This window comes from Natronomonas sp. (assembly GCF_046483325.1).
Lineage (GTDB): Archaea > Halobacteriota > Halobacteria > Halobacteriales > Haloarculaceae > Natronomonas.
The window spans coordinates 18,179-30,713 of record NZ_JAWODL010000043.1; the positions used below are offsets into that span (position 1 = coordinate 18,179).

Consider the following 12,535-nt stretch of genomic DNA (forward strand, 5'->3'; position numbering starts at 1 on the left):
CGGAGTCAAACGAAAGAGAGCCGGTACAGCGGCTGAGCGTTACCCTTGAGTGAGCACGAGTTTGCCGTAAACGCCACGGTTGGCCATTTTCTCGAAAGCCTCGGCGTACCCCTCCAGCGGGTACGTCTCCTCGATGACCGGTTCGAGGTCGCCCGCCCACACTTTCTCGAGCATCTGCGTGAAGTCCGTGTGGCTATGGGACGTGCTGCCGATGACTTCGAGTTGCCGCATGAAGATGAGCCGGAGCTCAGTCTCGGGGTTCGGCCCTGCAGTCGCCCCGGAGACGATGAGTCGGCCACCGTTTCTGAGCGCGCGCATCGACGGCACCCACGTGTCGCCGCCGACGGTGTTGAACACCGCGTCTACTCCCTGTCCGTCTGTGAGTTCCCAGACCTTGCTGTCGAAGGACTCCTCGGCGTAGTTGATCACGTGGTCGACGCCCAATCCGCGGAGCACCTCGGCTTTCTCCTCGGAACTCGTCGTCGCGTAGAGCGTCTCGACGTCGAAGACGTTCCGAGCGATCTGGACGGCGTAGGTCCCGACACCGCCGGTCGCCCCGACGATGAGCAGTTCGTCGGAGGGGTGCAGTTCCGCGCGGGTAGCGAGTGCTCGCCAGGCACACCCGGCGGCGATGGGAACTGCGGCGGCTCTCGTGAAGTCGTAGTCGTCGGGAATCGGGTGGAGGTTCCGCTCGGGGACGTCCAGATACTCGGCGTAGCCGCCGTGTCGGTGTTCGCCGTACACCTGGAAGTTCCGGCACATCGACTGCTCGCCAGCGAGACACAGATCGCACTCCCCGCAGGCGATCCGGGAGTTGACGAGCACCCGATCGCCGACGTTCCAGCCCTCGACGTCCTCGCCCAGCGCCGCGATCACGCCGGCGGTGTCGCCGCCGCCCCAGAAGGGGTAGTCGGTGATGTAGTGGTCGAGTTCGCGGACGGCAAAGAGGTCCTGGTGGTTCAGCGCCGTCGCCTTCACGTCGACGAGTACCTCGTCGTCGTCGATATCGGGGATCGGAACGTCCAGCAGTTCGAGTTTGTCGATGTCGCCGTGTTCGTGGAAGCCGACGGCCGCCATGCTGTCCGCGTCGACGGATGCGTTGTTGCTCATTGACGTTCTGAGGTCGGGGCGACGATAGCAAAACGTTTGCGACGGCGGGCGCGTCCGAGCGATCGCGGTCGATCAGTCCCGTTCGAGGTTCTCCAGATCCCAGCCGACGAACGGCTCCTCGGTCTCCACGTCGAACGCGCTCAGGATGACGTTCAGATCGACGTAGACACCAACGAGGGCGACGATCCCGGCGACGTCGTCGTCGGCGAACTCCGCTCGGAGGGACTCGACGTCATCGTCGGTGACGCCGTTGCTCGCGGCCGCGGCCGCGAACTCCATCAACAACGTCTCGGTGTCGTCGAAGTCCCCGTGGTCGCCAGCCGAGAGTTTCCGGATCTCCCCGGGCGAGATCCCTTCGAGGATGGCGATCCGGACGTGTTGGTGCCACTCGTAGGCCGAGTCGATCTCGCGAGCCACCGACAACAGGACCAGTTCGCGGTCGCGATCGCTGAGTCCGCAGTGCTCCCACGTCGCGCCGATGTGCGCGCGCAGCGTCTCGACGACCTCGGGGTCGTGGGCGATCGACCGGTAGACGTTCCGGGCGTCCTCCTGATTGATGTGGCTATACTTTTCGGGCAGCGAGTCGGGGCGCTGCGATTCGACGAGATCCGGAGCTACGTCCTCCGGGAACGGAATGCGAGCCATACCCACACCGCGGTGTGGGGCGATAAATCAGTTGCGCTCTCGATCGAGTACGTGGTAGCCGCGACCGGGCGAGTCGATCACTCGACGGGAGTCCCGTTCTCTATCAAAGACTCGACCAGCATCTCGTTCATCGTTTCCGTGACCGGACCGATCTCGCCGGTGCCGATCGGGTCGCCGTTGAGGTGGGTAATCGCCTTCACCCCGCCGATCGAGCCGGTCACGAAACACTCGTCGGCCGTGTACAGATCGTACGGCGTGAGGCCCATGACCTCCGGCTCCCATCGGTCGTCGGCTTCGAGCAAGTCGAGGAGCGCCCCTCGCGTCGTCCCCGAGAGGATCTGTTGTTCGTCCGGCGTGCGGATAGTGTCGTCCCTCACGACGAAGACGTTCGCCGCGGCGGCCTCGGTCACGTAGCCGTCGTCGTCGAGACGGATGGGAACCGACGCGTCCGTGTCGGCGATTTCCATCTTCGCGAGGATGTTCGGCATGTAGTGGTTCGCCTTCACGCGTGGATCGCGGACCACGGGGGAGGGTGACCGGATCGACGAGAGCCGGGCGCGCGCCGATGAGAGCTCCTTGAAGCCGCTGGAGCGATGCAGTTGTGGAATCACGTAGACGTTCGGGCCCTCGACCTCGCCGTGGCTCGAGATACCCATCGGCCCCTCCCCGCGGGAGACGAGCGGGCGCAGATAGCCGGTCTCGATGTCGTTTTTCCGCGCCGTGTCGAGCCACAGCTCCGCCATCTCCCCCTTCGATATCGCGTCTTCGAGCCCGAATCGGGCGCGTTTGGCCGACCGGTAGAGCCGGTCGACGTGCTGGTGGAGTTTGAGGATCCGTCCGTCGACGACGCTGACACCCTCGAAAACCCCGTCGCCGTAGACGAACGACCAATCGAGCACCGAGACGGTGGCTTCCGGTCCCTTGACGAACTCGCCGTTAATGTTTACCCACGTCTCTTGCCAACGGTCCGCAAACTCTGACATGCGTGTAGGGACCGACGGCGATTATTTGAAGATTGTGTTTCCGGTGGCCGATCGAATCACCGTCGACGACACCGGTCGGCATCTATTTATTCAGGCCATGTCGAGACCCACCAACATGCGTGCGATAGGAGTTGATATAGGCGGGACGTTTACCGATACGGTCCTCGTCGGTGACGACGACGTCCACGCGATCAAAACGTCCAGTACGGCCGATTTCATCGGTGGACTTTCGACCGGTATCGACGCCGTCTGTGAGGTAGCCGGGATCGATCCGAGTGACGTGACCGGGTTTAACCACGGAAGTACAATCGCGGTCAACGCGCTCATCGAACGGACCGGCGCAAAGACGGCGATCGTCACGACGGCCGGATTCAGCGACGTACTAGAGATCGGGGAAGGATACCGCGGGGCCGATCTCCTATACGCGCCCTGCAACGACCGATCGACGCCGCTGATTCCGAGACGACATCGATTCGGCGTCGAAGAGCGGATCGACGCCGACGGCGAGGTCGTCACGCCGCTCAACGTGGACGATCTCGACCGCGTAATCGACGAAATCCTCGCGGCCGACCTCGAGGCCGTCGCCGTCTGTCTGCTCCACGCGTACCGAAACCCCGAACACGAACGGGCGATCGTGGAGCGATTCGAGGAACGCACGCCCCAACTCGACGTGAGTCGATCCTCGATGGTTTCCCCGGAGATTCGAGAATATTCGAGAACCGCGACCACGGTCGCCGACGCGTATCTCAAACCCGAACTGTCGGCGTATTTGAACCGATTGGAGGACGAACTCGACAACGCCGGTATCGAGGCCCCGGTCGCGATCATGAAATCGGACGGCGGCCTCGCACGCCCTGAAATAGCCGCGAGCCGACCCGTCACCCAGGTGATCTCCGGGCCGGTTGCGGGGGTAAACGCAGCCAGGTACCTCGCCGGGCAGCGTGGCCTCGAAAACATCCTCACGTTCGATATGGGCGGAACCTCCTGCGACGTCGCCGCCGTGGCTGACGGGGAGTCGATCGGGGTGGCTCATCGGGAGATCCAGGGACTGAAGATCAACGGTCCGTTCACCCACGTCGAGACCGTCGGGGCCGGGGGCGGCTCGATCGCCCGACTCGACGAGGTCGGCGCGCTCCGGGTGGGCCCGGACAGCGCGGGGGCGGATCCAGGTCCGGCGTGCTACGGGCGCGGCGGCGAACTGCCGACGGTGACCGACGCCGACCTCGTGCTCGGTATCTTGAACCCGGAGACGTTCGCCGGTGGTACGGTAACGCTCGACTCCGACGCCGCCGAGGGCAGCATTCGAGAGCACGTCGCCGAACCGATGGGAGTGTCGGTCGAGGCCGCCGCGGCCGCGATCCGAGACGTGATCGACACGAAGATGGCGAGCGCGACGCGCGTCACCGCGGTCAACGAGGGGCTCGACCCTCGCGAGTTCGCACTCGTCGGATTCGGCGGTGCCGGGCCCGTCCACACCTGCAACGTCGCGGCGGAACTCGACATCGACGAGGTCGTCTTCCCGAACCGGCCGGGCGTGCTCTCGGCGCTCGGACTGCTCGTCTCCGATATCCGCCACGAGTACGCCATGTCCCTGGTTGAAACAGTCGAGAGTGTGGACCCGGACCGAATCGAAGCAGGGATCGACGAACTGACCGAACGGGCCGACCGCGAACTCGAATCGGAGGGCGTCGCTCCCGACGATCGAGCGTTCGAGATCTCCTTCGACGCGATGTACGAAGGACAGGCGCACTATCTAAACGTTCCGTACCCGAAACGGACCATCACCGACACCGACCTCCCCGGGCTGGCGGCGGCGTTCGAATCCGCCCACGACCACCAGTACGGGTTCGTCGACGACCGAAACCCGGTCGAGTTGGTCAACCTTCGGGTGACGGCTGTCGGCGCGACACCGACGCCCCCCTCGACGGAGCGCGAGGGAACGGCGACCGAACCGCCGACGCCGCTCGGGCACCGCGAGGTCGTCCTCGGGGCGGACGAACGCGTCGAGACGCCCTACTACAATCGAGACGATCTCGGAACCGGACACGAACTCACGGGGCCGGCCGTGGTCGAGTCGGACAACACGACGATCTGGATCCCCCCGTCGTTCGACGGATCAATCGACAGATTCGGTAACCTGGTGGCGACGCGGGAGGTGCGACAATGAGCGATAGCGAGGGCGATATGGAAGCGAACCCCGCCGGCTTCGACATCCCCGGCACCGTCGATATCTCGAAGGTGGACCCCGACCCGGCACTGGTCGAGATCGTCCGGAATCAACTCCACGACGTGGCCGAGGAGATGCAGGCGTCGGTGATGAACTCGGCGTACTCCCCGCTGTGGCAGGAGGCCGGCGACCTCTCGTGTGCAGTCGTCACGCCCTCCGCGGAGATCGTCGGCCAGTCCGAGCGCGTCGTTCCGATTCACATCGCGACGATGACCTCCTCGATTCGCGCCGCGATCGAGGGAACCGGCGGCCACGACGCCCTCGAACCGGGCGACATGCTGCTGCAGAACGATCCCTACTCGGGCAACAACCACCTTCCAGACTTCGTGATGGCACGGCCGATCTTCGTGGCGGACGCACTCCTCGGGTTCGCCGCGGTCAGGGCCCACTGGGTAGATATCGGTGGTTCGTCGCCGACGAGTTACTCGACGCAGACCGGCGAGATAATCAAGGAAGGGCTCCGGGTACCGCCGGCGAAGCTCTACGAGGCCGGCAAGCTAAACGACGGGCTCCGGAGCGTGATCCTCGCGAACACCCGCGACCGCGACGAGCGGGTGGGCGACATGCACGCCCAGATATCGGGCGTTCGTCGGGGCCACGATCGCCTCCTCGAACTCGCCGAGAAACACGGTGTCGAGTCGCTCGCAGCGGCGATGAACACCGTGTTGAGCAACGACGAGCGGTTGATGCGGAACCGCATTTCGGAACTTCCGGACGGGACCTACGAGGCGGTCGATTACCTCGACGGCGACGGGATGACCGACGAGTTGATCCGGATCCAGACAGCCCTTCGGGTCGACGGTGACGAGATCTCGGTCGACTTCGCCGGTAGCGACGACCAGGTCTCCGGGGGCGTCAACTCGCCGATCGCGTGTACGCGAACGGCGACGTACTACGCGGTGAAGGTAACACTTGATCCGGGGAAGCCGGGGACGACCGGCTCCTACCGCCCGATCTCCGTCACCGCGCCGTCGGGGTCGGTCGTCAACCCCGAGTATCCGGCCCCGGTCGTCGCCGGCAATCACGAGACCGCTACACGCGTTCACGACGCGGTGTTAAGAGCGATCGTCGAGATCGATCCCGAACTCGGCTTCGGGGCCGGCGACGGGAGTTCGAACGTGTTCAATTACAGTTCGCTCGAAAGCGGCGCGCTCAACTACACCTGCATGGGCGGGGGGATGGGCGCGTGTCCCGGCCGCGATGGGATCAACGCGATCCGCTCTGGGGTCGGCAACACCGGAATCCAGATGATCGAGCGCGTCGAGGAGACCTACGACTTCGTCACCGTCGAGGAGTTCTCGATCGTCGCTGACACGGGCGGCCCCGGCCGGAATCGGGGCGGCTGCACGGTTCGCCGAATCCTCCGGTTCGACGACCCGACGATGGTCGTCACTACCGGCGAGCGAGCGAAGACGCAGCCGTTCGGCGTCGACGGCGGTGAAGACGGCGCTTCGGCCGTCCATCGGCTGATCCACCCCGACGGTGAGGAGGAAACACTCCCGTCGAAGGTGACCCGCGAAGTGGCACCCGGCGCTCGTGTTCACTTCCAGCCCGCCGGGGGCGGGGGCTTCGGCGATCCGACCGACCGCCCCGCCGAAGGAGTGGCCGAGGACGTTCGGAACGGCTACGTGAGCCTCGCGGCCGCGCGCGAGGCGTACGGCGTCGTCCTCGACGAGGAGACGCTCGAGGTCGATCGGGAGGCGACCGAGGACCTGCGTGAATAAAAGTACCGTAAACCTTTATTCGTGGCTTTGCGGACCTCTGGGTATGGGATTCGAACTCATCGAGACGAGCGTGAAAAACGGCCAGTACCACATCGATCTCGCGAACCCGGACAAGCCGAACCCGATCAACGATCAGCTACAGGCCGAAATCGGTGCCGTCCTCGACGACGTCGAAGCCGATGACGAGGCGAAGGTGCTCACGGTCGCGAGCGCGGGGGAACACTTCGCCGTCGGCGCGGACATCGCGCGCATGAACGAGTGGTTCGAAAGCGGCGAGTGGGACGAACTCATCGGCTTCTTCCGTGCCGGGCAGGAACTCATGAGCCGGATAGCCGATCTCGAGGTCGTCACGATCGCCGGGATCAACGGCTACGCGCTCGGCGGCGGACTGGAACTCGGACTCGCCTGTGACATCCGCATCGCGGGCGAGTCGGCGACGGTCGGTTTCCCGGAGGTCGATCTCGGCATGATCCCCGGCTGGGGCGGCACCCAGCGTCTGCCCCGTGTGGTCGGCGAGAGCACGGCGAAGGAACTACTCGTGACGGGCAGACACGTCGACGCCGGCGAGGCGTTCGAGCTCGGTATCGTCGATCGCGTCGTCGACGACGAGGAGGTCGGCGACGAACTGGCCGAGTACCGGGAGACGCTCGCCCAAAAACCCGACCACATCCTGCCGTACCTGCTCGATGCCGTCGAGACAGGCGCGGAGAGTCCGCTGGAAACCGGGCTCAGCTACGAGCTCGTTTGCAACACGTTCGCCAGTTTCGACGAAGAGACGAGCGAGCGCATCGCCGAGTTCGCGGATCGATAGGCCGGAGAAATCGGATCGAAACGCAGAGTTACCCGACTTGAGGCGCTAAGGCCCCTTTCTCAACGAGCGAGCGAAGTGAGCGAGTAGGGAGGGGATACAGCGTCCCCAGAAATCGAAGAGTTCTGGTGTGTGAACCGCTCGCGGAGCGATTCGTCCACGCCGCACAGCTCTCAAGCACGTTCGACGCTCGGCCCACGGGCCCACCGCCACTTTTATGCGTTGTCGCGGTCGGGCGACGAACCCATGAACGGGAGCTGCTCCATGTCCTCTTTGGCCATGAACGCCTCGGCGCGTTCTTGGAACTCCTTCGACCGCCAGACGGAGGCGGTGAGTTCGCGCTGGGACTCCCAGCCGAGCATCGCGATGTTACTCCATTGTTTCATGATGGACTTCATCACGCGGTAGGCCTGCGGGCTGCTGTTTTCGACGACGTCGAGCATGAGTTCGGTCGTCTCGTCCTCGACCTCGCCGTCGTCGACCAGCCGGTTGATGAGGCCGATGTCGTAGGCCTCCTGCCCGTCGATCAGGCGGCCGGTGAGGAGGATTTCGCGGGCGCGACGCTCGCCAACCATGAGCGGAAGCATCTGAAGGCCGCCGCTACCGGCCGTCGAGCCCACGAGGACCTCGGGCTGGCCGAACTTCGAGGACTCGCCGGCAACGATGAGATCGCAGCCCATGATGAGCTCCTGCCCGCCCGCGACGCAGGGGCCGGTGACGGCGGCGATCGTCGGCTTGCCGGTGTCCTTCAGCACTTCGAGGTTGTCGTAGTAGGCGTTGAGCCAGCGCGTCCCCGTTTCGAGGTCGCTGCCGGCGATCTCGCCGAGGTCGGCGCCGGAGCAGAAGATGTCGCCGACGCTGCCGAGGATGATGCCGTCGACCTCGTCGTCGCGGTCGGCCGTACGGAGCGCCTCGTTCAGGTCGAGGATCGCCTCGAGGTCGAGGACGTTGTTCTTTTCTTCGTTGTCGATGCGGATGTAACAGATCGTCCGGTCGTCCGAATACTCGACGGAGACCTTGTCGTACTGGTTGTCAGCCATCGCTCGGAAATCGTCCGGACAGCTTCTTAAGTCTTTACAGCGCTCTCGAAGTGAGCGACGAGCCGACGCTGTGGACCGAATCCCGCGCCACGAGCGAGGAGACAATTTAAGCCATTTCCGACGGGAGACCCGAGCATGGCAGGATCAGAAACAGCCGAGGCGGTAGTCGTCGGTGCCGGTATGGCCGGGCTCGTCGCCGGGGTCGAACTGGCCGAATCGGGAGCCGACGTGACCGTACTGGAGAAAGCGCCGATACCGGGCGGCTCGATGCGCATCTCGAACGGCATCGTCTGGACGTACGGCACCTTCGAGGAGCTACGGGATCGCTCACCCGGCGGGGAACCGGCGCTCCAGCGGCTGCTCGTCGACCGCATCGAGGACGACCTCGCGTGGCTTGAATCGACCGGTGCGGATCTCGTGACGCCCGATTTCGACGTGCCCGGCCCGGGGAAGACGATCGATCCGCCCGCGTTCACCGAACACATGGTCGAACGCATCGAGGACGGAGGCGGGTCGGTTCGACTCGAAACGCCGCTCGACTCGCTGGTGGTCGAGGACGGTACCGTCGTCGGTGTGGAGGTGACCGGCCCCGACAGCGAGCGCGTACGGATCGACGCCGACGCGGTCCTCATCGCGACCGGCGGCTTCCAGGGGAACGAAAAGCTCGTCGAACAGCACGTCACCGACGCGACGGAGAACCTCTATCTGCGCTCGAACCCCTGGAGCACCGGCGACGGCCTGCTCGCGGCGACCGAGGTCGGCGGAAAGACGACGGGCGGACTCGGCACGTTTTACGGGCACACGATGGCGGCACCGCCAGCCGAGATCTCACCGAATCGGTTCGCGGACGCGACGCAGTACTACGGCTTTGCGGCGGTCGCGCTCGATCGGACGGGTGAGCGATTCACCGACGAGTCCGAATCGGCGCTGGAGGAGACGCTCACTCAAGACATCGCGACCGAAACCGACGGCCGGGCTTACTACGTCTTCGACGAGACGATCGCGGATCGGGTATTCGGGTCCAGAACCGCCGACGAGATCTTCGAGACCGCCGGGGAGTTGGGCGGGCGAACCGCGCGCGTCGAGACGCTAAACCAACTCGGCTCGACGCTCGACGAGTGGGGCGTCGACGGCGACCGCGCGATCGAAACGATCGAATCGTACAACGACGCGATCGGGAACGACGACCGCCTCCATCCCTCCCGCGAGAACGAGCGGATCGAACTCGACGACCCGCCGTTCCGACTCGTCGAGGTCCAACCGAGCATCACGTTCACTATGGGCGGCGTCGCCGTCGACGAGTCGATGGCTGTCAAGCGCCGCTCCGCATCGCCGTCCGGAATGGCGATCGGAGCCGAGGGCGCCGAGGGCGGAACGATCGAGGGGCTGTTCGCAGCCGGATCGGACGTCGGGGCGATACACAGACGGCGGTATGTGGGCGGGCTGGCGGTCGGGCTCGTGAGCGGACGGATCGCCGCGAGGAGCGCGCTCGATCTGCTCAGTACATAACCCGTCATCGAGCGCCCGTCCGTTTCGGGAGAATATCTATTAGCCCTCGCCCGGTGTGATAGGACATGACGATCGATCTATCCGGCGTCAATCCGGCGAACGTCGTCCCGATGACTGCCGACGGCTCGGCGATCGACGAATCGGGGCTGCGACGACACCTCGAGGAACTCGCCGCGCTCGACTGCGTCAACGGCATCGTGACCAACGGCCACGCGGGGGAAGTCTACGCGCTCAACCTCCAGGAGCGCGCCCGCGTCACCGAGATGGCCGACGAGGCGACCGACGACGACACTCCAGTGGTCTCCGGCGTCGTCGGCGGCTCGACGACCGACGTAATAGAGGCGGCCGATCGAATGGAGACGGCGGGCGCGGACGGCCTGCTCGTCGTCCCGCCGCACACGCCGATCCACACCCGCGAGGACGCCACGATCGGCTTCTTCGAGGACCTGTCGGCGGGCACCGACCTCCCGCTCGTGATCTTCCAACACCCACACTGGGCCGGCGGGAACTACCCCTCCGAACTGCTCGGAAGACTCGCCCGAATCGACGGCGTCGCCGCGGTCAAAGACGCCGTCTGGGACGTCGACCACTTCCAGGATGACCTGCGCGCGATCCGGGATGCGGACGTACAGGTGCTCGTCGCCAACGACGAACACCTCCTGCCCTCGTTCGCGCTCGGCGGCGACGGAACGATCCTCGAACTCGCGGCGGTGATCCCCGAGTTGATCTCGGAGTTGTTCGAGGCGATCCAAGACAGCGACATCGAGCGGGGCCGAGAGGCGTACGATCGGATGGAACCGTTCATCAACGCGATGTACGAGCCACCGGTCAGCGATTCACACACGCGCTTGAAGATCGCACTCGAGCTTCGGGGGACGATCGACAGCGCCGCCCCACGGCCACCGACCGCACCGATCGACGACGAGGAGAAAGCGTCGATCGAGGCCGCGATGGACGCCTCGGGGGTGCTGTAATGTACGGCTGGCGGGCGCGGATCGGACTGTTGGTTCCCTCCTCGAACACTACCAACGAACCGGAGTTCCAGCGGGTGCTCCCGGAGGGCGTGAGCCTCCACACCGCCCGGCTCCCGCTCGAAGACGTCAACGCCGACGAGCTCGAACGGATGGCGGGGACCGCAGAGCGGATCGGCGAGCGGCTGAAACACGCGGCCGTCGACGTGATCTGTTACGGCTGTACCACCGGCAGTCTGGTGAAGGGCCACGGCTACGCTGAAGAGCTCGAAGCGAAACTCGAATCCGTGGCCGGCGTTCCGGCCGTGGCGACGGCGCTGTCGGTCGAGCGCGCCCTCGAAACGCTCGACGCGGAGTCGGTAGCCGTCGTGACCCCCTACATCGACGACATCAACGAACGCGAGCGGCGGTTCCTCGAGGATGGGGGCTTCGAGGTCGAATCCATCTCGGGACACGGGATCGAACGGAACACGCGAATCGGCGCGCTGACGCCCGAAGAGGCCTACAGACAGGCGGTGGGCACGATCGACGAATCGGGGACAGACGCCGACGCGCTGTTCATCTCGTGTACGAACTACCGGACCTTCGAGGCGATCGAACGGATCGAAGCCGACACCGGCGTTCCCGTCGTCACCTCGAATCAGGCGACGCTCTGGGACGCGATTCACCAGCTCGGCATCGATCGGTCGACGATGCCGCTCGGGCGGCTTTTCGCGCGGTAAAGAAGGCGAGTCGTTCCGGGTACCGCTTCAGCACATCGTTAGGCCGCCGCTAACGCTGAGGACCTGTCCGGTGATGTAATCGGCGTCGCCGCTGGCGAAGAAAGCGACACCGGCGGCGATGTCCTCGGGCTGGGCCTTCCGGCCGAGTGGGACCGCGTTCTCCATGCCCTCGTGGATCTTGCGTGCGATCTCGGTCTCGTGTTGCATCTCCTCGAGCAGCGGCGTGTCGGTCGGTCCGGGCGCGATGACGTTACACTGGATGTCGAAGCGAGCCAGTTCGCGTGCGAGCGTCTTGGTAAACCCGATGACGCCGGCTTTCGTCCCGGCGTAGACGGCCTCCCCCGTGCTGCCGACGCGGCCCGCATCGGAGGAGATGCCGATTATCTTGCCGCTCCCTTGCTCCATCATGTAGTCGATGACGGCGCGGGCGGAATTGACTTGGCCCTTGTAGTTGATGTCGATGATCCGGTCCCACACCTCTGGGTCGTTGTCCTTGAACAGTTCGACGCGGTCCCAGCCGGCGTTGTTGACGAGGATATCGATGCTGCCGGCCTCCTCGACGATGTCGTCGACGGTCGACTGCATGTCCTCGAGATCGGTCACGTCGGCGGGGGCCGCGATCACGTCGTGGCCCTCCTCGTGAAGTTCGGCGGCGGTCGTTTCGGCGCGTTCGACGTCGACGTCGTTGATTGCGACCGTCGCGCCCTCTTCGGCCAGTCTAGTGGCGATTCCACGCCCGATGCCGCGTCCTGAACCAGTGACTAACGCAACGTTATCGGTAATGCCTCGCATGGTG

The 12,535-nt window shown here is 65.1% G+C and carries 11 protein-coding genes; 6 read left to right on the forward strand and 5 right to left on the reverse strand.

What is annotated here, in order from left to right:
* Window positions 1-39: 39 nt before the first annotated feature.
* From R6U53_RS13050 to R6U53_RS13060, 3 genes are all read right to left on the reverse strand, one after another.
* A complete protein-coding gene (locus tag R6U53_RS13050) occupies window positions 40-1,110 on the reverse strand; it encodes a zinc-binding dehydrogenase (protein ID WP_410322806.1) in 1,071 nt (356 codons plus the stop codon).
* A 72-nt stretch (window positions 1,111-1,182) separates the two neighbouring features.
* Window positions 1,183-1,755, reverse strand: a complete 573-nt coding sequence (locus tag R6U53_RS13055) for a carboxymuconolactone decarboxylase family protein (RefSeq protein WP_410322807.1) — start codon at window positions 1,753-1,755, stop codon at window positions 1,183-1,185.
* A 77-nt stretch (window positions 1,756-1,832) separates the two neighbouring features.
* Window positions 1,833-2,738, reverse strand: a complete 906-nt coding sequence (locus tag R6U53_RS13060) for an aminotransferase class IV (RefSeq protein WP_410322808.1) — start codon at window positions 2,736-2,738, stop codon at window positions 1,833-1,835.
* Window positions 2,739-2,853: 115 nt separating this feature from the next.
* Between R6U53_RS13060 and R6U53_RS13065 the strand changes: the two genes are divergently transcribed.
* The 3 genes from R6U53_RS13065 to R6U53_RS13075 are packed head-to-tail and all read left to right on the forward strand — an operon-like array spanning window position 2,854 to window position 7,500.
* Complete coding sequence (locus tag R6U53_RS13065) at window positions 2,854-4,905, forward strand: hydantoinase/oxoprolinase family protein (RefSeq protein WP_410322809.1); 2,052 nt, start codon at window positions 2,854-2,856, stop codon at window positions 4,903-4,905.
* Window positions 4,902-6,689: a hydantoinase B/oxoprolinase family protein gene (locus R6U53_RS13070; RefSeq protein ID WP_410322810.1), complete on the forward strand. Its 1,788-nt coding sequence runs from the start codon at window positions 4,902-4,904 to the stop codon at window positions 6,687-6,689. Before R6U53_RS13065 ends, R6U53_RS13070 begins: the two co-directional genes overlap by 4 nt.
* A 43-nt stretch (window positions 6,690-6,732) precedes the next feature.
* Window positions 6,733-7,500 carry an enoyl-CoA hydratase/isomerase family protein gene (locus tag R6U53_RS13075; RefSeq protein WP_410322811.1) on the forward strand — a complete coding sequence of 256 codons (768 nt, stop codon included), beginning with the start codon at window positions 6,733-6,735 and terminating at the stop codon, window positions 7,498-7,500.
* Between the two features lie 212 nt (window positions 7,501-7,712).
* Here R6U53_RS13075 and R6U53_RS13080 read toward each other — a convergent pair whose 3' ends face one another.
* The gene (locus tag R6U53_RS13080) at window positions 7,713-8,537 is read right to left on the reverse strand and encodes an enoyl-CoA hydratase/isomerase family protein (protein WP_410322812.1); all 825 of its coding nucleotides are present in this window, start codon (window positions 8,535-8,537) and stop codon (window positions 7,713-7,715) included.
* 135 nt (window positions 8,538-8,672) lie between these two features.
* Here R6U53_RS13080 and R6U53_RS13085 point away from each other — a divergent pair, with 135 nt between their 5' ends.
* From R6U53_RS13085 to R6U53_RS13095, 3 genes are all read left to right on the forward strand, one after another.
* On the forward strand, window positions 8,673-10,046 hold the full coding sequence (locus R6U53_RS13085) for an FAD-dependent oxidoreductase (protein ID WP_410322813.1): 1,374 nt from the start codon (window positions 8,673-8,675) through the stop codon (window positions 10,044-10,046).
* 65 nt (window positions 10,047-10,111) lie between these two features.
* Window positions 10,112-11,020: a dihydrodipicolinate synthase family protein gene (locus tag R6U53_RS13090; RefSeq protein WP_410322814.1), complete on the forward strand. Its 909-nt coding sequence runs from the start codon at window positions 10,112-10,114 to the stop codon at window positions 11,018-11,020.
* Entirely contained in the window at window positions 11,020-11,739 is a 720-nt protein-coding gene (locus R6U53_RS13095; RefSeq protein ID WP_410322815.1) for an aspartate/glutamate racemase family protein, read from the forward strand. Before R6U53_RS13090 ends, R6U53_RS13095 begins: the two co-directional genes overlap by 1 nt.
* Before the next feature lie 27 nt (window positions 11,740-11,766).
* On the opposite strand, the gene R6U53_RS13100 is transcribed toward R6U53_RS13095, so the two are convergent.
* The gene (locus tag R6U53_RS13100; RefSeq protein ID WP_410322816.1) at window positions 11,767-12,531 is read right to left on the reverse strand and encodes an SDR family NAD(P)-dependent oxidoreductase; all 765 of its coding nucleotides are present in this window, start codon (window positions 12,529-12,531) and stop codon (window positions 11,767-11,769) included.
* Window positions 12,532-12,535: the final 4 nt, after the last annotated feature.

Coding starts and splice junctions, on each gene's coding strand:
- R6U53_RS13080 (WP_410322812.1), bottom strand. CDS start 8,537: ATGGCTGACAACCAGTACGACAAGGTCTCCGTCGAGTATTCGGACGAC.
- R6U53_RS13100 (WP_410322816.1), bottom strand. CDS start 12,531: ATGCGAGGCATTACCGATAACGTTGCGTTAGTCACTGGTTCAGGACGC.
- R6U53_RS13075 (WP_410322811.1), top strand. CDS start 6,733: ATGGGATTCGAACTCATCGAGACGAGCGTGAAAAACGGCCAGTACCAC.
- R6U53_RS13065 (WP_410322809.1), top strand. CDS start 2,854: ATGCGTGCGATAGGAGTTGATATAGGCGGGACGTTTACCGATACGGTC.
- R6U53_RS13070 (WP_410322810.1), top strand. CDS start 4,902: ATGAGCGATAGCGAGGGCGATATGGAAGCGAACCCCGCCGGCTTCGAC.
- R6U53_RS13085 (WP_410322813.1), top strand. CDS start 8,673: ATGGCAGGATCAGAAACAGCCGAGGCGGTAGTCGTCGGTGCCGGTATG.
- R6U53_RS13095 (WP_410322815.1), top strand. CDS start 11,020: ATGTACGGCTGGCGGGCGCGGATCGGACTGTTGGTTCCCTCCTCGAAC.
- R6U53_RS13060 (WP_410322808.1), bottom strand. CDS start 2,738: ATGTCAGAGTTTGCGGACCGTTGGCAAGAGACGTGGGTAAACATTAAC.
- R6U53_RS13050 (WP_410322806.1), bottom strand. CDS start 1,110: ATGAGCAACAACGCATCCGTCGACGCGGACAGCATGGCGGCCGTCGGC.
- R6U53_RS13055 (WP_410322807.1), bottom strand. CDS start 1,755: ATGGCTCGCATTCCGTTCCCGGAGGACGTAGCTCCGGATCTCGTCGAA.
- R6U53_RS13090 (WP_410322814.1), top strand. CDS start 10,112: ATGACGATCGATCTATCCGGCGTCAATCCGGCGAACGTCGTCCCGATG.